Origin of the sequence: Brevibacillus composti, from assembly GCF_016406105.1 — a bacterium.
In the GTDB taxonomy this organism is placed as follows: Bacteria; Bacillota; Bacilli; order Brevibacillales; family Brevibacillaceae; genus Brevibacillus; species Brevibacillus composti.
The window spans coordinates 1,563,357-1,584,569 of record NZ_CP066308.1 but is presented as its reverse complement, the minus strand read 5'-3'; the positions used below and the strand labels follow the sequence as shown (position 1 = coordinate 1,584,569).

The window sequence follows — 21,213 nt, the reverse complement described above, 5'->3', positions numbered from 1 at the left end:
AGTTGGCAGTGAACCTGTCAAAATGCTGAACCTCCTTGTGTGAGTCAAGCCATAGTGGGCAGGATTTTTTTGTCTCCAAAATAAGACTTCTGGTTTCCTCTTCTTGAAAGCGCTTTATTTTTGTATGATTCCTTTCTTCCACTCGATTTTTGCCTCATCCGCGAAGGGCTTTTAAGGCCAGCCCGGTAGGGCTGCTTTGATATGGCCCGTGCAACAGGCGGATCGTCCCGTTTATATAGCCTTTTGCCTGCTCTTTCACTTCCCGTAGCAAGTCCTTCACTCGGACCATTGGGTTGGGCTGTAACACTTGCTTCTTCGCTATCGCCTGGCCGCTCAAACGACTTCCCTCTTGTCGTGCCATAATGGCTCGCAACATCGCTTGTACTCCCCGTACACTCCAACTGTAGCCGCCTCGTTTGGTCCTTTTTGCCATCACCCGCATTTGCGCTTCCGCACTCCCCATTGGACGCATGCCCGTCGTGTCGATACCAGCTTCACCCAGAACCTTTCGATAGTCGATAAGATGCCTTCGATGCCGCCGTAAATAGGCCACGTATTTCCGCCATTCGTTCCGGTGCTCTTCCAGAATCTTTTCCTCCGGTACGGACTCTACTGTCGCCAGCAAGATATCCGCTTCAAAGGCCGCCAACGCCTGCCTTACCGTCTGCCACGTCTCTGGCAACTGACCCAGGAATCGGCGCAATTCTCGCGCCACATGAAAGCGATCCAGTGTGTAAATACAGCGGTGAAAGTAGGATTCGCATTCTCCAATCCAATTGGCCCCATCCCCATTGACTACGATCCATGTGTTTTCATCCATGTCGTAATGACGAACCAGAAAGTCGCCAAACCCTTCCCAGAACTCTCCCTTCGTCGTATGCAGGTAATGGCGTTTCGACCTAAGCCGCACTCGGTCCCCCTCTTGTTCCCATCCTTCGTGCACAATCGCCATTCGATTTTCCATTCCCCGCTGGCGTTGCCTCTGCAATGAGGTGTAAAGTCCATCCACTTCCACAAACAATACGCGAACCGACCTTCGGGTCGCTTTCGACACGATGGTTGATGCTTGTTCAACCCGCGTGATTAGTTTGTCCCGAATGGCCTCATGGCTCAGTACCCGATACCCCAGTAACGCTTCCAAGCGTTTTGCGCTGTCCCGGTACGAGGGGCCTTGGCTAGCAAATTCGATCGCTATCTCTTCCAAAAACGGGCTTAGCTTCTCCCGCCCGTCAAAGGCCAGCATACGATCCAACAAATACACATGTTGACCCTTCACGCGATCCTGATACAATCGCCGTTTGAATCGAACCGTACCAAAGAGCGTGTCGATCTGGACTTCTCGTTGGTCCTTTAGCCGAAAGCGTGAATGATCCCGTTGATGCATCAGATACTCGTCCAACGCTTCCAAAATATAAGCCATACCGGCAGCGAACTGTTCCTGCAACGTTCGAAACAACAACGTTTCAAGCTCTTTCATTGTGGGAAATTCCGTGGTAAACTTGCTCACAGGGTTTCTCCTCCTTGGTGTGTTTGGTTTTGGCGCTTTACACTTTACCAAGAAGAGAAGCCCTTTTCTATACCCTCCAACTGATTTTTCTTCAAAAATTTCTTTTCGGTTTGCCCACGAACATTTTACTCATACAACCTCCTTGGCCATTTCTTCGGATGCATTCTCGTCCCGCCCGCTTCATACGAATGATAGAAAGAGGCGAGCGGGAGGGATTTTCCATGAAGCATATCCAGGCGATGGCCAGTCTCCGTTTTCTGGAGGAGCACTTCGACTACACCGTCATGCATGACTCCCGGAGAAAGAGCGAAGCGGGAGAAGTCCGGACCATCATCGCGCAAAATCCCGAGGGTGTGGTTCGCGTTCTGCAGAGCACGGTTCGCAAGGGCTCGGAATCGGTGCAGCAGGTGATCTTGTCGGAGGTGGAGCTGACGATCTTGAAGCAGCTCTTGTAAGGTACAAACTCGTACATGCAGTTTTTACGGGTCAGCCCTCGCAGTCTAGCCGCTATCGTCACAGCCTCTGTAGTCTGCGTTCCCTGGTCCCCATCCTGCTGGAAGGATCCTCCTCGCCCATGGTATAGTGGAGGCGGTGGTCATTTTTTTGAAATGAGGTGGAGTCCTTGGGTATCTATGACATCGCGGTGAAAACGATATCCGGTCAGGAGACAACGCTTGCGAGCTATAAAGGCAGCGTTCTGTTGATTGTGAATACGGCAAGTGCCTGCGGTCTTACTCCGCAGTACAAAGGGCTGCAGGAATTGTACGAAACCTATCGGGACCGCGGGCTGGTCGTACTGGGCTTTCCCTGCAATCAGTTCGCCCAGCAGGAGCCCGGGACGGAAGAAGAAATCGCAGCCTTCTGCGAGCGCAACTACGGCGTCAGCTTTCCGCTGTTTGCCAAAATCGACGTCAACGGGCCAAACGCCCATCCGCTTTACCAGTATCTCAAGAGCCATGCTCCAAGCGGCGAGGACCAGGAGATCGAATGGAATTTCGCCAAGTTCCTGGTGGATCGGGACGGTCAAGTGGTCAAACGGATCGACCCCCGCACCAAACCGGAAGAACTGACAGAAATCATCGAGCCGTATTTGTAAAGCGTGAAACATTGGATGTGCTCGCAAAAGTGAAAAACCGTGAAAAAAGCACGAAGAAAAACCGCCTGTGACCCAGGCGGTTTTCTTATGCATCGGATCGGCAACCAGGCTTACTGGGTGACGTAGCGCTTTTGTTTCTCGTAGCGCTCCCGCTCCGATTTGGTCAGGTATTTTTTGCGCAGGCGCACAGAGGTCGGAGTGACCTCGCACAGCTCGTCGTCATTCAGGTATTCGAGCGCCTCTTCCAGCGTCAGCAGACGAGGCGTCTTCATTTTGACGGTATCATCCTTCGTGGCCGAGCGGACGTTGGTCGCGTGCTTCTCTTTGCAAACGTTGACCGTCAGATCATTGTCGCGGTTGTGTTCGCCTACGATCATGCCTTCGTACACCTCGGTACCCGGCTCGATAAACATGATGCCGCGATCTTCCACGGACATGAGGCCATAGGTGGTGGCTGTCCCGGTCTCGTTGGAAATCAGGACTCCGGCATGGCGGCCGCCGACACTGCCCGCGACCAGCGGACGATAGCTGTCAAAGGAGTGGTTCATGATGCCGTAGCCGCGTGTAATCGTCAAAAACTCCGTGCGGTACCCGATCAGCCCGCGGGACGGGATGATGAACTCCAGACGGACTTGGCCAAAGCCATTATTGATCATGTTGACCATTTCCGCTTTTCGTTGGCCGAGCGTTTCCATCACAGGACCCGTATATTCTTCCGGCACGTCGATAATCAGACGTTCCGCCGGCTCCATTTTCTGTCCATCGATCACCCGGACGATTACCTCAGGCTTGGATACACCCAGCTCGAAGCCTTCCCGGCGCATGTTTTCGACCAGAATGGAGAGGTGAAGCTCACCGCGGCCCGACACGATGAAGGCGTCCGGCGAATCCGTCTCCTCCACGCGCAGCGAGACATCGGTCTCGAGCTCCGCCATCAGACGGTCGCGCAGCTTGCGGGAGGTGACGTGCTTCCCTTCCCGGCCGGCAAACGGACTGTTGTTGACCAAGAAGGTCATCTGCAGCGTTGGCTCATCGATTTTGAGGAGCGGCAGCGGGTCCGGATGATCGGCATGGCAAACAGTCTCCCCTACGTTGATGTCCTCCAGGCCGGAGATGGCGACGATATCCCCCGCCTTGGCCGTCTTTTGCTCCACGCGCTGCAAGCCGGAGAAGCCAAACAGCTTCTGCACGCGCATGCGTTTGATCGAACCGTCGCGCTTGACCAGCGCGACCGTGTCGTTTACGTTCAGCACGCCGCGGTAGATGCGGCCGATCCCGATCCGACCCAAGAAGTCGTTGTAATCGAGCATGGTCACCTGCATTTGCAGCGGCTCCTCATGGTTGGCCTCCGGCGCTGGAATATGCTTAATAATGGTATCAAACAGCGGGCGCAAGTCGCCCTCCAGCTTGTCCGGCTCCATGCCGGCAATTCCCTGCAGGCCCGATGCATAAACGATCGGGAACTCCAGCTGCTCTTCTGTTGCGTCGAGATCAATAAAGAGGTCGTAAATCTCATTGATTACTTCTTGCGGGCGTGCGTTCTCACGGTCCACTTTATTGACCACGACGATCGGCGTTACGTTTGACTCCAGCGCTTTTTTCAGGACAAACCGCGTTTGCGGCATGCATCCTTCAAAAGCATCGACGATCAGAATGACACCGTCCACCATGCTCATGATCCGCTCTACTTCTCCGCCAAAGTCGGCGTGGCCCGGCGTATCCAGGATGTTGATGGTGTATTCGTTGTATTTGACGGATGTGGTTTTGGCGAGAATCGTGATTCCACGCTCTCTCTCCAGGTCGTTGGAGTCCATCATCCGCTCTTCTACTTGCTGGTTGCTTCGAAAAGTACCCGATTGAATCAGCAGTTTGTCCACCAGCGTAGTTTTCCCGTGGTCGACGTGGGCAATAATTGCGATGTTGCGTATATCAAGACGCTTCATGGAAACCTCCTCTTTTTTGCGTACAATTCATATTAACAGGTCATGATACAAGGCACAATGGGGCGTTTTGACATCCAGTCCCTTCCTGAGTAGTGTCTCTGCAGCGGACTCATACTAATCGCAGGAGGTGGACCCCATGAATAATAAATGGACGTATTCCGTGGTGGGTTTGCTGCTTATGACCGCTTTGTCCGGCTGTGCAACATCTGGCACCGATCAACAAAACGGGCAGAAGACCCAGAATGCAGCTCGCCCCAACACTGCGGCGACGCAAAATGCTTCCCCTAACCAGATGAATCAAAATGCCAACCGTGGCAACGTCAATCAGCAGCAGGGAGCCACGTACGGCAACCAGTTCGATCGAACCGTGGCTGACCGGATGGTCAAAGCCGCCGCGGATGTGCCCGGTGTGGTAGCTTCTACCGCCGTGGTCTATGGCAATGACGCGGTAATCGGGATTCAAACCCGTTTTGGTCCCAATCAACGCCAACAGCGGCAAGTCACGGAGCAAAAAGTCCAAGCGGCTGCGAGACAGATCGCTCCGCAGATGAATATCCGCGTGACGTCCGACGATACGATGTACGGCCGAATCCAAGGGCTCAGCTCGACGGTAACGCAAGGGTTTACCCAAGCGGGTCAAGCCGTGACATCCGGCCCGAATACCGCTTGGCCCAACCTGCATAATGCCGCGAGCGACTTCACCGTGCTGATCCGCGATCTCGGACGCGCGGTTACGGCTCCATTCCGGTAATCGGGGCGAAGCAGTTTTTTGACACAAAAGAGGTGCGGACATTGCCGCACCTCTTGGCTTTTGTTTCGTCGTTACTTCACTGCCACCTCGGCCGCCTTCATTTCCGGTTCAACCACTTGCAATTCGCCTGTGCCGCGAACCAATTTCTTCGCATACACTTTTTCCGGTTTCAACACAGATACCAGATAATCAATGGCGACTTGCGGGTCTACGGTTTCACCGCAGGTGTAGCAGTCCAGAGCGGCAAATCCGCGCTCCGGGTAGGTATGGATGGACAGATGGCTTTCCGAGAGAAGAACCAGAACGGTAGCCCCTTGAGGAGAAAATTGCTTGGCTTGCACACTCAGTACAGTGGCACCACAGCTTTCAGCAGCCTCAATCATTTCCTTTTTCAAAAATTCGGCGTCGTTCAACAAGTCAAACTGAACTCCCCATGTGTCAACGGCAACGTGTCTTCCGAAAGTCGAGTATTCCATCTTTCGGTTCCCCCTTCCTAGCAAGTGTAATGTTAAACATCGCTAGGACCTGCGTCATTCACTAACGGGGGCGGCTTCCCTCAAGTAATCCACCCTTTAAAGTGAATCCTGGTTCCTAATCCTGTTTCCAACGAAAACAACCATACCATGCTTCGGCCTAGTTAGCAATACCTTTTTTCAAAGAAAAACAAGGAAAAGAAAAAATGGGCGCCTTTGCCCCCATTTTTTGCAGTAAACATTGGTTTTTTAGGCTTCCAGCTCAAACAATCGCCGTGACAATTCACAAAGCTTCCGGTCGATCATCTCGAGCTTTTCCTGAGCCGCGCCTTTGGCCCAGTTGCGCAAGTCCAGCCATCTGTCCGTCTCTTGTCGGATCGAGTCAATCTCACACTCACTCCCCGTTTGCCGGAACAAATTTTCCAGTTCCTTGGCTGCATGGGGTGCTGCATTTTCAAAAATGGACACTTCTCCGTCGTCGGTTACTTCCTGGATTTTCACAACAGACCCTTCGTCGTAGTGATAAACGACGGTGAACCCTTGATAAATCCGGTGGACGATTCCGTGGCCTCGAAACGTTTTCATTGCTTTCCGCATGGCATTAGCCAGTTGTATGTCTCGGATGAGGTAAGAACTTTCACAGGAATACCGGTTTCCCAAGCGATGAAAGGTTAATTGGATCTCACCGCTCTGGTCCGTCAACAAAACGTCCCGATCGCCGTTTTCACAAATCTTCACTTCGACCGAAATGTGTTCATTGGTGAAGAGAGAGACGAATCGGTTCAACTCTTCTTCGTTCATCGTAAAATAGGCCTGGGCGTAATTAGTAGCTAAACGCTGTGCCATAACTATCTCCTCAATTCTCTTGGTTTCCCTGATCGTATGGACGATAACAGTTTTCCAAAAATGAGGAGCTACGCTAAGTGTCGACGAAGGAACGCTGTAGAACCTGGCCTTGCCCCGCGAATCGAAAATCGATTTGGGTATTGAAGGCGGATCACCTACTTTTCGTATTTAAAGCCGACAGTACTTCTTTATTATACTACGGGGATGCCAAAAAGTCTTGAGCGAAAAGCGGATGAATTTTCGCAAAATAGACCAATATCGGCTGAAATGCATCTTGACGCAAAGAGAACTCTCTGATTCTCCCCGATGCTTCCCGATATCCCTGTTTTATGCTGTCATTCAGGAGGTTCGGCCGGATAGCTGGTTCATGGCTTTGCGAATCGCGGTGAGTTCTTCTTCCGATAGGTGGTAGGGGGATGTCCCTTGTTCGATCGGCTTCGCGTACACCCGCGACTCCATCCGGCTGTATATGCTGGTGACGACCACGCCGTTTTGGGCATCGTCGAGGATCGCCATCGAAAAGCTGAGATCGCTGCCAATGTCTTCAAACGCATTGTAGCGAACGATTCCGACGTTTGCGCACTGTCCGGCAACCCGCTGCGACAGGCGATTCAACAGAAACTGCTGATCCGTCTGCCGTTTTTTCACATCCTCCAACTCGCCGAGAAGATGGTGCATGCCTTCTTCCAGATTGGTTCCATTCGTTCCGACCAATAGGCGGTTGATCGATTTGCGCAGGCGGCGGATCCGGACGGATTGGGCAATCAGGAAGAGAAACAACAGGACGATGAGTCCAAGCAAGATCAAGAGCAACAAAGAGGCGTTATCCGTGAGCGATAGGAGTGATTCCATGTACCTTTTTCTTCCTTTCTTGTGGGGCGCTTCGCCCAAATCCTCCTCTATTGTACAACTGCTCCACGGAACAATTCAAATGGGAAAGAAGCGGACATGCGCCAAACCAGAAAAAGCGACATTCTCCCTGATGTGAGATGTCGCTTTTTCATTCTGTATTCTTCTCTCTCGCCTTCATTTGACTTGATCTTGCCTCCACTCATCGACTCGTCGTCTGGTTGCATAGCCTTGCCTGACGGCTACTGGTCTTCAAGCTTCCAGGAGCAGCATTTCCTTGCGGAGCTGCTTCAATCGTTCGGTTGATCTATGAATCTGCGCCGTATCTTTGGCCTGCATGGCATCGAACAGGGTAGCCAGCTCATAGTCCAGTTCCAATCGCAAAACGGGGATGCGCTCTTCAGCGTCACGACGTTTGAGGGCGGCAATGACTTGATCCATGGTTACACTGCATGCTTTTTCGTAGATCACTTTTTTCTCAGCTCCTTTTATCTCGACGATTCTGACGGCCTCTCCGTACCGAATGTGCTTTACCAGCACGCCGCTGTCGTGGATCATTTTGACGACGACATGACCTTTCGCCTTCTGAATATAGCGGTAGAGCACCAGGGCCACACGCGTGTCTCGAATGGAACAGTCGGGCTGCTGCCATTTGTAGAAGCCGTTGACCCGGTCCAGCCTCCACTCGGATGTGCTCTCCTGTGTGCATACGAGGAAATGGAACTGATGCTGGGTTTCCTTCCAGGAGACCGTTGCCCCCGTACCCACCAAGGCGTGCAGCATCGCGTGCAAGGTCTGTCGGTCAAACCAGACAGCGAGGTTGCAGTACTCCAATTCCTTCCCGTCTTTCATCCAAGTCCCTCCCATTCACAGAATACTCAGATAAATACGGCTGCTTACGGGAGTGAGTGGTATATCATATTATTCGGCCTCTGCTTTTGCTATTCATTTTTCAAACATGTTTTTTTACGGATCGCTTATGTTATGATATGGAGGATTCTACAGACATTTGCCAGAGATATCCGCCCGATTGGAGCGGGACGACTCCCTGCATTTGTCGCACGCGAGGTGGTTAGGATGACAACAGCTTTTACAGGATTTGACGACAGGGATTTCGACGTATTTGCGATTGAAGGACTGGATGAGCGGATGGAGGGAATCAAAACGCTGATTCGTCCCAAGCTGGATGCGCTCGGTCAGCATTTTGCCCCTGCCCTGTCCGCTTTAACCGGTGAAGAGATGTTTTATCACGTAGCCAAGCACGCACGCAGAACCGTAAATCCTCCCAACGATACATGGGTTGCCTGGGCCGGCGACAAGCGCGGATATAAAAAACATCCTCATTTTCAGACAGGCTTGTGGGGTACCCATCTCTTTGTCTGGTATGCCGTGATATACGAATCGCCTTTTAAAGAAGAGATCGGCCGGGCCATGCGGGACCAGTTGGACGAGATCATGGCACTCATTCCCGACGACTTCCACTGGTCGCCCGATCACATGCAGCCTGCAAGCACAAGCCAAGCCGTATTGGGACGGGAAGGCGTCGCCCAATTGATCGACAGACTGCAGCGGGTGAAAAAAGCCGAAATACTCTGCGGGATTACGATCAATCGCCATGATCCCATCCTGCGTGACGGAGACAAACTGCTCAAGCGGCTGGACGAGACTTTCTCCGTTCTCGCCAAGCTGTACAGCCTCAGCAAGCTCAGTTCCCCCAGCGCCATTCGATAGGGATTACTGAAGGTATATGCAAGAGAACAGGTCCGCTTTCATCTGAAATGCGCGTGCCTGTTCTTTTGTCTTTGCATACATCCTCTGTCCGGACGGGCACACTATGGCAAAGTTACTGGGAACGTCTGGCACTCTCGTTCAAGAAGGCAAGTCTCTCTTCGACCTCCCGAAACATGCGGTCAAAAAGGGTTTGCACCGGCGGGATGTCATCGATCAGACCGATTACCTGGCCGGCCCAGCCGAAGCCCTCCTGCTCATCTCCCTTGTGAATGAACAGGCGGTTCCGCTCGCCGCTGATGAACGGCTTCAACTCTTCATAGCCAAGACCTTTGCTCTCCAGCTTCAGGATCCGGTCCGCGCCTGGCGTACGCACGACCCGGGCCGGAGTCCCCAGCGTCCGCTTGATGACGGCGGTGTCGTGCTCCGAAGCTTGGACGAGCGCTTCTTTGTACGCAGGATGGGCATGTACGCATTCTTCGGTCGCGATGAAACGCGTCCCCATCTCTACTCCCTCCGCTCCCAGAGCAAGCGCCGCGACGATGCCTCTGCCGTCGCCGATGCCGCCGCTCGCCAGGACGGGAATCTGTACGGAATCGACGACGCGGGGAATCAGGACAAAGGTGCCGATGTCGTCACGCCCCAGATGACCGCCCCCCTCCTGACCGACCGCCATCACAGCGTCTGCGCCGATGGACTCCGCTTTCTGGGCTTGGCGGACGGAAGCCACCAACACCAGTTTTTTCACATCGAGCCCGTCCGTGCGGCGGATGAGCGGTTCAGGATTGCCGCCAGTTACGGAGATGACCGGAATCCCTTCCTCCAGGGCTGCCTCCAGCATCGATTCATAGGGCCGACCATGCTGACCGATCGCGAAGTTGACGCCGAACGGTTTGTCCGTCAATCTCTTAATCTTGCGGATCTCTTCTCGCAGCGCCTCCGGCGAAGGCAAAGACATCGCCGTAATCTGTCCGAGGCCGCCCGCATTGGAGACAGCCGCCGCCAGTTCGGCATAGGCGAGATAGGCGAGCCCGCCCTGTACGACCGGGTATTTGATCTGTAGCAGTTCCGTTACTCTCGTTTTCATAAGCTCACCTCACATACTCTTTCACTTCTCGCCGGAGAGGGGAACTCCTGCCGCTTTCCCGATTTTTGGGGGTCCAAAAATTCGCTTGCTTTCCCCCCTCTTTTTGCTATACTCAATTTGTTTGTTTTTCACCTTTACTTCTTCTTTTGCAAAGCGAGGCGATCCTATGAGACAAATGAGTACTCCTCTGTTTAGCGGGTTGTTGGAGCACGCCCGAAAAAACCCGATTCAATTTCACATCCCTGGTCATAAGAAGGGCATGGGCATGCACCCAGCATTCCGCGAATTCATCGGAGACAATGCTCTCTCGATTGACCTCATCAACATCGCGCCGCTGGACGATCTGCATCACCCCAAAGCGATGATTAAAGAAGCGCAGGATCTGGCTGCGGAAGCATTCGGCGCTGACCATACCTTTTTTTCGGTTCAAGGGACGAGCGGTGCGATCATGGCGATGATCATGGCCACCTGCAATCCTGGCGATAAAATAATCGTACCTCGGAACGTGCATAAGTCGGTGATGGCTGCCATTATTTTTGCCGGAGCCACGCCTATTTTTATCCATCCTGTGATGGACGAGCGTCTGGGCATCTCTCACGGGATCACGGTAAAGTCCGTGCAAAAAGCCTTGCAGAAGCACCCGGATGCGGCTGCTCTCCTGGTGATCAACCCTACCTATTTCGGGTTTGCCGGCGATTTGCGGGAAATCGTGCGCACGGCCCATAACTACGAGATTCCGGTCCTCGTCGATGAGGCGCACGGCGTCCATATCCACTTTCATGAGGACTTGCCGATCTCGGCCATGCAGGCAGGGGCGGATATGGCCGCGACCAGCGTCCACAAGCTGGGCGGCTCTCTGACGCAAACCTCGATTCTGAATGTGCGGGAAGGCCTGGTCGATGTCGATCGGGTCAAGACGGTCATGAGCATGCTGACGACGACATCCACCTCCTACATCCTGCTGGCCTCTCTGGACATGGCTCGCCAGCATCTGGCCATGAACGGACGCATGCTGACCGATCAAGCGATGAAAATGGCCAACAAGGCTCGCGACATGATCAATGAAATACCGCGCATCCACTGCATCGGCCGGGAAATCCTCGGCACCCCCGCCACCCATGCGATGGATCCGACCAAGCTGCTGATTCACGTCCGCGACCTCGGCATTACCGGCTGGGAAGTCGAGAACTGGCTCCGCACCAAGTACAATATCGAGGTGGAGATGAGCGATCTCTACAATGTGCTGTGCTTTGTGACTGCGGGCGACACCGAGGAGTCCATCCAGACGCTGGTCAATGCGCTGCGGGAGCTCTCCGTCGAATTCGCCCACGTCCAGGCGGAAGAAAAGCCGACCATCTCCCTGCCGAGCATTCCCATCCTGTCGATGACCCCGCGCGATGCTTTTTATGCGGAGACGGAGATTGTCCCTCTGTCGGAGTCGGTGGGACGCGTGATCGCGGAGTTTATCATGGTGTATCCGCCCGGCATCCCGATCTTTTTGCCCGGCGAGTTGATCAGTGAAGAAAACATCGCGTATATCCAGGAGAATATTCGCGTCGGCCTGCCTGTCCAAGGGCCGGAGGATGAATCCCTGCAAACGGTCAAGGTCGTGAAGCGTCAGACGGCGATCTCGTGATCTGCCGGATTTCCGGATGATACAGCTCATGCTCAAACAAAAAGCCGACTCCTTTGGGGGGTGGCTTTTTTCTTGGAACCAGCTTTTCTGTTATGATGGAATCATCGAAATACTGGAAATCATCGGAGGAGCCTGACGATGCCCGACTGGTCGTATCACACGTTGTTTCGTCCGCTGTTGTTTCGTTTGCCGGCCATTCAAGCGCGGCGCTGGACGCTGAATGCGATCGGCGCTTTGGCGAAATGTCCGGGGGGTCCCGGGCTGATCGAGCTGATGGGACATATGCAGCCGCCCGCTTCCCTGCAGAGAAAACGCTTGGGAATCACCTTCCCTACGCCGGTTGGCCTGGGGGCGGGACTGGATCCGAACGCTACCGCGCTTGCGGCGCTCTCGCAATTTGGCTTTGGCTATATCGAACTGGGACCGGTGACGAAGGAGCCGATCTGCGAAGAGCGATCGATTGAGCGTCTCACGTCCCATTCCTCGATCCTCTATCCCACGCCTATGGCCAATGACGGTGTCGAGCTATTGCTTGAACGATTGAACCGAATGAAGCCCATCCGGCTGCCCTTGGGTGCGCGTCTCGCTTTTCGTCCGGGCAGCAGTCCACGAGAAGCTGCTGTTGAACGGCGGGAGCTGATCGAGCGACTGGCCCCCTATTGTCAATTTTTCACGCTGGATACGAGAGAACAAACCCCTGCGGCCGGCTGGGATGCCGAAGGCTGGCAGGAGCATCTCGCGCTGCTGGCCGGTGCTGCCCGTGTCCCTCTCCTGCTGGCAATGCCTCCGGATTTGACCTGGGAGGAAGCGGAAGGGTGGCTGAAGCCTGCTTTTCAAGCAGGTATTGCCGGTGTCTCTGTGTCGGGAGGAATCTCCGCATCGGCTGGAGTCTCCGCTGGCACTCCCCCTTTTCAAGCTGTTGCAGGCAGGGGTCAGAATCCTCCTCCCCCGAGCGCTCGGATAGTCGGCGGCCTGACCCGAGAGATGAGTCTGTCCATGGTTCGGCAGATTCGCGACCACTACCCCGATCTACCCATCATGGCTTCGGGCGGGGTTACCCATCCCTCCGATGCGCAGGCGCTTCTTTCAGCGGGCGCCGATTTTGTCCAACTGCACAGCGGCTTGGTCTATGCCGGTCCCGGTCTGCCCAAACGGGTGAACGAAGCGATCTGGCACGAACAGCACAGGCAAAGGGAATCGGAGATCGGGCAAGCAGGCAGCGACGTTACCCGGGACGGCGCGAATCCGTCTCCGCCCTCGGATACGGCAAGCAGAGATATGGTCGGTGAGAAAAAAGGCTGGATAGCCGGCAAGTGGCTCGGGTTTGGCATGATGGCAGGCGGCCTGCTCGCGCTGATCGTCGCGCTGACCACGGTGGTCCTCCCCTACGATGAGGATTTTTTGGGCATGAGCAGCGCTGAACTGGCCCTGATCAATCCGCAGCTATTGCCCTTCATGTCTCATGACAGGGTCAGTCTCGCCGGGACGATGATCTCCATTGGCCTGATCTACTATCAGCTGTCGCAGCACGGCTTGCGGCGCTCTCTTCACTGGACCCGGCAGGTGTTGCTGATTTCCGGCGCGATCGGCTTTCTCAGCTTTTTCCTGTTTATCGGCTACGGGTATTTTGATATTCTCCATGCCGTACTCGCCGCTCTGCTTCTTCCCTTTTTCGTTCTCGCCATGAGGCAGCCTGCCCGCGAGCCGCTTGTCCCGTCGCCCCCGCAGGTTCACCGTGATGGGGTCTGGCGGCGGAGCCTCTGGGGACAGTTGTTCTTCGTCATCATCGGCTGCGGCCTGACTGGAGCCGGACTGATCATCTCGGCGATCGGCGTCACGATGGTTTTCGTCCCGCAGGATCTGGCCTTTTTATGCGCATCGCCGGAACTTTTGCAAAGCTACAACGAAAGGCTGATTCCCCTGATCGCCCATGACCGCGCGGGATTCGGCGGTGCGCTCTGTTCGGCCGGACTCGCGGTGCTGCTGATCAGCCTGTGGGGCTTCCGCCAGGGAGATGCTTGGGTTTGGTGGACGCTGTTTCTCGGAGGGGTCCCGGGCTTTGCTTCGGGGATCGGCATCCACTTCGCCGTCGGCTATACGGATTTTGTGCACCTGCTGCCGGCCTATGCGGGGGCGTTGCTCTTTTTGGCTGCGCTGGCGCTGACGTATCCTTATTTTTGTTGGAAATCGTAATGGAAAGCCAAAGGACGCTCTGCCACTGAGCGAAAAAGGTGGAAGATCACTGACCGAAGCAAGATATCCCAAATCGAGTAGGAGGGGGCGGCTAGCCCCCGACCTCTCACACCACCTAGCATGCGGCTCCGCACTAGGCGGTTCGCCAACCTTGACGAATTTCGAAATATCTTTGGGTTACACTCTTGAGTCCTTGGGATTGCCAGTAGGCATTCCCAAGGGCTTTGTGTAAGTGGGGAGTTATTGAGGTGCGCCACGCGCCTTTGCGCGTGGACGCAATTTCGAAGGCCTGTTGATGTGTCAGTCCTAATTTCCGAAGTTCGCGGTAACGAGTACGAACCCGTTTCCATTGGTGCCATAGACAGAGCCGTAACCGGCGTTTTAGCCATGATTCCAACTCTGCAAGTGGTTTTGGGGTTTCAATAAGTGCGTAGTAGCCAATCCACCCCATTAGATATTGATTCAGTTGCTGAATCCGTTCCTTCATGGAAATACTCCATGTCGGTTTGGTCAATGTCCGAATCTTATCTTTCACCCGCTTGAGCGACTTCGGAGAGATACGAATCCTTGCCTCTTTCTGCGCTGTGAAACTGAATCCCAGAAACTTGCGTTTCCACGGCCTTTCCACTGCGCTTTTCTCCTTGTTTACCTTGAGTTTTAATTTCCCCTCCAAGTATCGCTCGATACTAGCTTTTACCCGTTCTCCGGCACGTTTTGTTTTCACGTAGATGTTACAGTCATCCGCAAAACGGCTGAAGTGCAGTCCTCTACGCTCCAATTCCTTATCCAGGTCATCCAACATAATGTTGGACAGTAATGGACTAAGCGGGCCGCCCTGAGGAGTGCCTTCCTCTGTGTGGCTCACAATCCCTCCTGCCATTACGCCTGACTTCAGGTATTTGCGAATCAGTTTCAGAACCCTCTTGTCCTTCACTTTCCTCGCAACGCGGCTCATGAGGATGTCGTGGTTCACACGATCAAAGAATTTCTCCAGATCGATGTCCACTACGATTCGGTATCCTTCACGGATAAATCTTTGCGCTTGACGCACCGCATCGTGTCCCCGTTTTCCCGGCCGGAAGCCAAAGCTATTTGGCGAGAACCCCGGATCGAAGATCGGTGTCAATACTTGGAGAATGGCTTGTTGGAGCATACGATCCAGTGCGGTAGGTATACCTAATAGCCTGACTCCTCCGTCGGGTTTCGGGATTTCGACCCTTCGGACAGGAGCAGGCTTATAGGTGCCGTCCAGCAGTTGCTGGCGAATCTTTTCCCAGTGTTCGACGACATAGGCTCGGAGGTGTTCGGTTGAAACCCCATCAATGCCTGCCGCCCCACCGTTGGACTCCACTTTCTTTAGGGCTTCCAAGAGATTCTTCCGTTCCAGGATTTGCTCCAACAATTCCACTCGATACTTCTCCCTTCGCAGGACGAGACTCAGGTCTTGCCGGTCGATGCTCTGCCCTCTCCGGTAACCTCGGGGCTTCACCCCTACTTTCCCGAAGGAGTTCCTTTCGGAATTCTGCTTTCTACACATCGAATGTCTCGAAAGATTCTGGTTCGTCCTTGAGTTGGCGTTCAGCCCTTCCGCTTTCCGGCGTCCCGTACTCGCGTACTACGGCCTCTGCTGACTCCTGTACGTTCAGCAGAGCCTCACGGCTCCGGTTACCATCGTCAGATGGCGTTCGTACAGGCCTCCCCCGGTAAGAACGTCATCTTTCCGCTCATGTACCCACCCAAGTTTACTAGAGTAGTCCTTGGCGGCTTAGGACTTCGCCTTGTCTTGCAGGCTCATCCGACTACCCTAGCCTCAAATTGGGTTCGTGTACCTTGGGTCGAGCATTTGCCTCCAGCTTCCTTCAGATTCCACCTCACGATGGACACCCTTGCTCTTGGCTAACGGTAGGCGCTCGCCAGCCCCCGTTCGGGACTTTCACCCTATAGATGATCGCCCATGCTGGGCGCACAAGAAGCAGGCGATGAGGATCACCTCATCGCCTGTTTTTCGCTCTCCCCTGTTTTAGTGCTCTTAATGGTACGCTCGAATGACCACTTTGTCTGCAGGAGATTCTTCAAACAACTTGAAGAATAGATCGAGATCGTTCAGCCCCTCCATGAAAAGGAGCGTCTTTTCTTTGCTCGTTCCTACGTTAAACACGAAATACACTTTTGATATGTCATACTTGACAAGCTCATCGACGAAATCTTCATCTGTCAGTGATTTCATGAGATCGTAGTCCGTATAATCATCCGGCTGCGTGCCGCCGTTGTCGTCATCGTCATCGTCCCTCGGGCTGGCAAATGCACCGGTATAAACCCCTGTCTTGGAACCCCTGGTGTCGATCCAGACTACCCGATTGCCGCCCATGCGCACTTCTTCCATCTCGGCATCATCTGACCATGGTTCGTCCAAGAAGTTGTCTTCATCCAAATCATACAATTCATAGTAGAAGGCATTGGATTTGCCGGACAGACGGTTGTTTTCAAAGAGAACGACATTGCGCGACATCTGCGGGTTAATTTGGTCTTTATCTGTCCAGCGAATCATCGAATTGGACCGCTGGCGATACAAGTCGTAATAGAACAAGTCATAGGAATTGGTGGAATCGGAGTACTCGCTCCATACGACGTAATCTTCTCCCAAGGCTGCCCCTTTGACATCCACATTTCTGCGAATTTCCTCTTCTCTACCGCGGCGAAGATCGTACAAGATGATGGAGCTGGTTCTGCCTCCGCCTGTCACCCACATCGCGTATTCATCATTAATGCCTATGGCAAGCGGCTGTTCTCGCAGGGAGGCCAAATCCTCTGTCTCTCCCGTAGAAAGATCCGTCAGCATAATGCTTTGACGACGGCCATCGTTGACCCAGAGCAGGTGGTTGCCAACCAGCTCGTACATGTCGGGGTTTGGATAATCGTTTCCGCCGATGGGAGCACTCAGCTTTCCAGTGCGGATATTGTACGCCACCAGCGTCTCGTCACGGTCATCAAACCAGACCACGTACGGACTGCTGACCAGCGGACGACTTGCGTCTCTGTTCGCTTGACTGATGATTTTGCTGGTACGCTTCTCCAGATCAGAGAGAACAACGCTGGTGTATTTGCCGGCTTCGTTTATGTAGACAACATAGCGGTCATCTCCGTGCGGCTGAGATGGTTCGCCGCCCATGCCCCCGATCGGGACAAGCTCTTCGTCTTCGGTGTCATACATATGGAGAGTCAAGTTGTCATCGCGATCCCTTTTTACGAAGAGAACGAAGTCTCCTGCAATGCGAGGCTGAATGCGGGAATGGATCCCTTTCTCAATGACCGATGCTCTCGACGGACGGGTCACATCGCCGAGGATCAGGTTGTTTCCTTCCACATAAATAAAATAGTCTTCATTCATGTGCGGCATCAGCTCATCGTCGGAGCTGTCGGTCAGCTGATCGTCACGATCCCGGCCAATCTCATAGAGATGGATGTCGGTATCGCTCCCTTTGTCATATTCATAGATGATCTGATCGTCGTAGAGGGAAGGTTTTCCTTCATTCGCCGACTTGGAAGTAGCCTGGTATTCACGCTCTCTGCTGATGTCGTAGTAGTAGATATCGGAGTTCTTGTTCCGCTTGTCTTCCCAGGCGACATAAGATCGGGACACAGTGGGGCTGCTGGCTTTCCCGCTTTTCGAGACTTGCTTTTCGACCCCTGTCTTCAGATCGTAGAGATAGACATTGCCGTCTCTCTCATCAACCCAGACGATCTTGTCTTCGGCCAGTTCCAATTGGGTGGCTTCCGTACGGCCGCTGGTGATCCGCGTCTCTCTGTCTTTTCTGATATCGTACACGTAGACATCGGCACCGCCGTGACGGTCGTCGATCCAGGCGACATATTCTCCGTCTACCTTGGGCTCTGTCTTTTTGGACGACTTGTTGCCGATCTTGGTCTCTCTGGAGTCATAGATATCATACAGGGTGATGGTGTTTTCTCCCTGCAAAATCCAAACGGCATAGTCATAGGAAATGTCAATGCCTGCACTGGAAACAGCAGGCTGGTTTCCATCAACCCGGATTTCGCTCGCAGCGTAAGCCGACGTTCCGCCCCAGAGGGAAGAAGTCAGCAAAACAGCCGCCAACAATCCCCGGATGCGTCCTCGCTTCATGAAAATATTCCTCCTCGTTCAACAATTTTTACTCTTTTCTATTATCCTCCATGTAGGAATCAATGTCAAAAAAAGAAGACGCTTTCGAAAAGCGTCCCCGGGTCCCATCTCGTCTATCATGCAGCTTATTTTTGTTTGGAAGAGTTGTCGTGCTTGCAATCATCCTGGCAGACGCCATACAGTGTCTTCACCTGATTGCTTTCAAAATGTTCAATAACCTGCCCGCAGCCTTGGCAAATAATCGTGCCCATCTTGTGCAATCCCCCCACGTTTCGTTCTAAGCACAAACATCTGAACATTCTTCAGATGCTCACATTCATTCACTTATCTTTATATTATTACGTCACATTGAGGGGTGTCAATCTAAAATATTGCTCACTTTCAACCAATTAGTATGTCACATTCACAAACCATGCTGTTGCATCCACGCGATCATCGTGTGGAGCACCTCGTCTTTTTCGGGCTCGTTCAAAAGCTCATGCCGCATACCCGGGTATCTTCGAAACGTGACGTCCCCCGGCAGGCCGGCTGTGAAGCGCTCGACCGCATCGGCATTGACGAGGGCGTCATCTCCCGCCTGAAGCACGAGAGCCGGAATCGACAACCGCTCACGCTCTGCCCACGCCGCCTCCATGGCTCGATGCAGCTCCTGAAACCAGCGAACGCTTACTTTTGGATATTGCAGCGGGTCGGAGACATAGGCTTGTTGCACCACAGGGTCGCGCGACACCATTTCCGGCGAGATGCCGCTCGCGAGGCGCAGCGTCGGCCAGCCTTTATCCAGCCAACCGGCAAGACGTGCCTTCCAGGGCGGGACCGGCACTTTCAACTCCAGGCAAGGAGAACTGAGGAGGACCCCCGCCAGGCCTGTAGTCCCGTCCCCGCGCTGGATGAAGCGAACCGATACCAGTCCGCCCATGCTGTGCCCGAGCAGAAAGACGGGATAGGCCCCGTTTGCTTTTTCTACAGCGGCACCGACCCAACTCTGAACGGTATCGAGGTATTGTGAAAAGCTGTCAATATGCCCCTTGCGGCCGGCAGAGCGGCCCCAGCCCGGCAAGTCCCCGGTGACTACCTCGATCCCCTGCGCTCCGAATGCTGCTGCCACATGGGCGTACCGCCCGTGATGCTCTCCCGCACCGTGCACCAATACGATGGAGGCCCGCGGCTCCTCCACCGGCCATGTATGCGAATACCCCTGCATACGCATCTCCCTCCTTTTTTCCAGCTTATCACGCATCGCTTTCAGGCACAAAAAATGAGCAGAAGCGAACTTCTGCTCATCCGTTAGTATTGATTCTCTTCGAAAGGCAAGGAAGGCAAGCAATCCTGGAAAAAGGAAGCCAACATTTCTGCATCTTCGGAACAATTCAGGCGAAAAATCTTTTTGAGATAATCCGGGTTTACCGCATCATCGGAAGCGAGAAGGGTAGATTGCCCAGTCTGCATACAGATGACCAACGGCTTTCCGTAAAACTTTTTCGTGTAAACGATCCCGAAGTCGTGTCGGCTCCGTTCCGTTACGAAACCGAGAAAACGTACATTGGCATTCTCGGCCACGTCGTACAATTGGTCGTAGCGTTCCATCAGCAATCCCTCCTCTGGATATGATGATCCGATATATTATTGAAATATTCGGATACTTTTTCATTATAGCATAGACCAGAGGCGGTTTCCAGTTTTCATTTTGATATGCCAGAAATTGGGTTCGCGGTTAAATGATCAGCGAGTGCCGCTCGGGGACGCGGTCTTCCCCTTCTTGAATCCAGCGGACCTTTTCCGCCCCGTGCAGGGTCTGGGCGACAAAAGAGAGGCATTCGAAGAAAAGCTCCACAACCGCCGAGCTGTACCTTTCCTCCAGCTTTTCCAAGGCATAGGTGAGGCGGAAAATCGACGGAACTCTCTGTCTGCTCGTCTCGATCACCTGCTTCCCCTTGCATGTCGGATAGACATGGACGACACGCCCGTCCAGCTCTGATTTCTCAATGGCGACCATCCCTTTTTCCACCAGCTTCTTGATGTGGATCACGATCGAAGACGGGTGCCAGAATGTCCATTCGGCGATCTGGGTAACCCGGACTCCCTCGTAGCAATAGATAATCCATAATATATTTAATTGTACGGAGGAATCGAGCTCCGCCTCTTTGGCTGCCCGCTCCCAGTCCTCTTTATTCACGACGTCAATGGCGCGCATCGTATTTAATGTCTCATAAATGTTTCGTATGGATACCTCCTGCATAATCTCTTCCCTCCAACTATCCCATTTGTCGTTCTCTAAAGCTGTGCCGCGCTACATAAAATCGTATATACATTTTACACTTTTCTGAAAAAACTCGCAATTGTTTTCCCAGCCTACTGATACATTGCCAAAGAGTGGCAGGAATGCTACACTTAAACGAAGGAGATTCCGGGACTAGGAGTGAATGCAAACGTGAATCTGCAGTCAGCATACATATACTTGGTGGAAGGCTCCACAGCCACCGAAGCCTCTTTAGATGATGTCAAAGCAAAATTGCAACGCTACGTCGAAATGACCAAAAAGACAGGCGAACAGCTCGGCTGGACCTACGGGGATGCCGCTTTCCCCTATATCGTCGAAGAACGCCCGGAAGGCAAGGATTCCTGGATCCTGCTTCGCGGAAAAGATCCCAGCATGTACAAAGCTATCATCGTCGGAGTCGGCAAGCGGGAAAAAGACGGGAAAGAGAGAGCCTACATCCAAGTCTCTCTGCCAGAATCGGCCACTCACGGTGACAAGAACAAAGCCAATGAGTACTGCCGTTACCTTGCTCGTGACTATAAAGCGGAACTGCATCTCTTCAACAACCGCATCCAATATTTTCAACCACGCAAGCCATAACCTTCTGACAAAAGAGCAGCCGATTTCTTCGGCTGTTTTTTTATTTCGCTCTTCGCCCTTTCCTCGCCGCAGGTGCAGGATGTGCTTCCCCCGACGCCGGCAC

At 53.5% G+C, this 21,213-nt stretch carries 20 protein-coding genes; 7 read left to right on the top strand and 13 right to left on the bottom strand.

The window, feature by feature from the left end:
- Positions 1-154 precede the first annotated feature (154 nt).
- Positions 155-1,507: an ISLre2 family transposase gene (locus JD108_RS08305; protein WP_198826639.1), complete on the bottom strand. Its 1,353-nt coding sequence runs from the start codon at positions 1,505-1,507 to the stop codon at positions 155-157.
- A gap of 221 nt (positions 1,508-1,728) precedes the next feature.
- Here JD108_RS08305 and JD108_RS08300 point away from each other — a divergent pair, with 221 nt between their 5' ends.
- Together JD108_RS08300 and JD108_RS08295 are read left to right on the top strand one after the other, a co-directional pair.
- Entirely contained in the window at positions 1,729-1,962 is a 234-nt protein-coding gene (locus JD108_RS08300) for a hypothetical protein (protein WP_198829365.1), read from the top strand.
- A gap of 167 nt (positions 1,963-2,129) precedes the next feature.
- Positions 2,130-2,603: a glutathione peroxidase gene (locus JD108_RS08295; RefSeq protein ID WP_198829364.1), complete on the top strand. Its 474-nt coding sequence runs from the start codon at positions 2,130-2,132 to the stop codon at positions 2,601-2,603.
- A gap of 110 nt (positions 2,604-2,713) precedes the next feature.
- Here JD108_RS08295 and typA read toward each other — a convergent pair whose 3' ends face one another.
- A complete protein-coding gene (gene typA / locus JD108_RS08290) occupies positions 2,714-4,546 on the bottom strand; it encodes a translational GTPase TypA (protein ID WP_198829363.1) in 1,833 nt (610 codons plus the stop codon).
- Positions 4,547-4,682: 136 nt separating this feature from the next.
- Between typA and JD108_RS08285 the strand changes: the two genes are divergently transcribed.
- Positions 4,683-5,297 (top strand): YhcN/YlaJ family sporulation lipoprotein, encoded by a 615-nt coding sequence (locus tag JD108_RS08285; protein WP_198829362.1) that lies wholly within the window; start codon positions 4,683-4,685, stop codon positions 5,295-5,297.
- A 71-nt stretch (positions 5,298-5,368) separates the two neighbouring features.
- Here the strand turns inward: JD108_RS08285 and speD are convergent, their stop codons facing one another.
- The 4 genes from speD to JD108_RS08265 form a co-directional block, all read right to left on the bottom strand.
- Positions 5,369-5,773 carry an adenosylmethionine decarboxylase gene (speD, locus tag JD108_RS08280; protein WP_198829361.1) on the bottom strand — a complete coding sequence of 135 codons (405 nt, stop codon included), beginning with the start codon at positions 5,771-5,773 and terminating at the stop codon, positions 5,369-5,371.
- A gap of 246 nt (positions 5,774-6,019) precedes the next feature.
- Complete coding sequence (locus JD108_RS08275) at positions 6,020-6,616, bottom strand: hypothetical protein (RefSeq protein WP_198829360.1); 597 nt, start codon at positions 6,614-6,616, stop codon at positions 6,020-6,022.
- Positions 6,617-6,955: 339 nt separating this feature from the next.
- Complete coding sequence (locus tag JD108_RS08270; RefSeq protein WP_198829359.1) at positions 6,956-7,468, bottom strand: DUF4446 family protein; 513 nt, start codon at positions 7,466-7,468, stop codon at positions 6,956-6,958.
- A 249-nt stretch (positions 7,469-7,717) separates the two neighbouring features.
- Complete coding sequence (locus JD108_RS08265) at positions 7,718-8,317, bottom strand: hypothetical protein (protein WP_198829358.1); 600 nt, start codon at positions 8,315-8,317, stop codon at positions 7,718-7,720.
- A gap of 225 nt (positions 8,318-8,542) precedes the next feature.
- Between JD108_RS08265 and JD108_RS08260 the strand changes: the two genes are divergently transcribed.
- On the top strand, positions 8,543-9,196 hold the full coding sequence (locus JD108_RS08260) for a YktB family protein (protein WP_198829357.1): 654 nt from the start codon (positions 8,543-8,545) through the stop codon (positions 9,194-9,196).
- A gap of 112 nt (positions 9,197-9,308) precedes the next feature.
- Here JD108_RS08260 and JD108_RS08255 read toward each other — a convergent pair whose 3' ends face one another.
- Complete coding sequence (locus JD108_RS08255; RefSeq protein ID WP_198829356.1) at positions 9,309-10,280, bottom strand: NAD(P)H-dependent flavin oxidoreductase; 972 nt, start codon at positions 10,278-10,280, stop codon at positions 9,309-9,311.
- A gap of 166 nt (positions 10,281-10,446) precedes the next feature.
- Here JD108_RS08255 and JD108_RS08250 point away from each other — a divergent pair, with 166 nt between their 5' ends.
- Positions 10,447-11,916 (top strand): aminotransferase class I/II-fold pyridoxal phosphate-dependent enzyme, encoded by a 1,470-nt coding sequence (locus JD108_RS08250; RefSeq protein WP_198829355.1) that lies wholly within the window; start codon positions 10,447-10,449, stop codon positions 11,914-11,916.
- 138 nt (positions 11,917-12,054) lie between these two features.
- Entirely contained in the window at positions 12,055-14,109 is a 2,055-nt protein-coding gene (locus tag JD108_RS08245; protein ID WP_198829354.1) for a dihydroorotate dehydrogenase, read from the top strand.
- Positions 14,110-14,242: 133 nt separating this feature from the next.
- On the opposite strand, the gene ltrA is transcribed toward JD108_RS08245, so the two are convergent.
- The 6 genes from ltrA to JD108_RS08215 all read right to left on the bottom strand — a co-directional run bounded on the left by ltrA (position 14,243) and on the right by JD108_RS08215 (position 20,489).
- Positions 14,243-15,517 carry a group II intron reverse transcriptase/maturase gene (gene ltrA / locus JD108_RS08240; RefSeq protein WP_228728210.1) on the bottom strand — a complete coding sequence of 425 codons (1,275 nt, stop codon included), beginning with the start codon at positions 15,515-15,517 and terminating at the stop codon, positions 14,243-14,245.
- A 621-nt stretch (positions 15,518-16,138) separates the two neighbouring features.
- Positions 16,139-18,250 carry a TolB family protein gene (locus JD108_RS08235; RefSeq protein ID WP_198829353.1) on the bottom strand — a complete coding sequence of 704 codons (2,112 nt, stop codon included), beginning with the start codon at positions 18,248-18,250 and terminating at the stop codon, positions 16,139-16,141.
- Positions 18,251-18,375: 125 nt separating this feature from the next.
- Positions 18,376-18,501 carry a GapA-binding peptide SR1P gene (locus JD108_RS08230; protein ID WP_198829352.1) on the bottom strand — a complete coding sequence of 42 codons (126 nt, stop codon included), beginning with the start codon at positions 18,499-18,501 and terminating at the stop codon, positions 18,376-18,378.
- 152 nt (positions 18,502-18,653) lie between these two features.
- Complete coding sequence (locus JD108_RS08225; RefSeq protein ID WP_198829351.1) at positions 18,654-19,454, bottom strand: alpha/beta hydrolase; 801 nt, start codon at positions 19,452-19,454, stop codon at positions 18,654-18,656.
- Between the two features lie 83 nt (positions 19,455-19,537).
- A complete protein-coding gene (locus JD108_RS08220; RefSeq protein ID WP_198829350.1) occupies positions 19,538-19,837 on the bottom strand; it encodes a DUF3055 domain-containing protein in 300 nt (99 codons plus the stop codon).
- A gap of 127 nt (positions 19,838-19,964) precedes the next feature.
- On the bottom strand, positions 19,965-20,489 hold the full coding sequence (locus JD108_RS08215) for a MarR family winged helix-turn-helix transcriptional regulator (protein ID WP_198829349.1): 525 nt from the start codon (positions 20,487-20,489) through the stop codon (positions 19,965-19,967).
- A gap of 192 nt (positions 20,490-20,681) precedes the next feature.
- Between JD108_RS08215 and JD108_RS08210 the strand changes: the two genes are divergently transcribed.
- A complete protein-coding gene (locus JD108_RS08210; RefSeq protein ID WP_198829348.1) occupies positions 20,682-21,110 on the top strand; it encodes a DUF1885 family protein in 429 nt (142 codons plus the stop codon).
- Positions 21,111-21,213 lie beyond the last annotated feature (103 nt).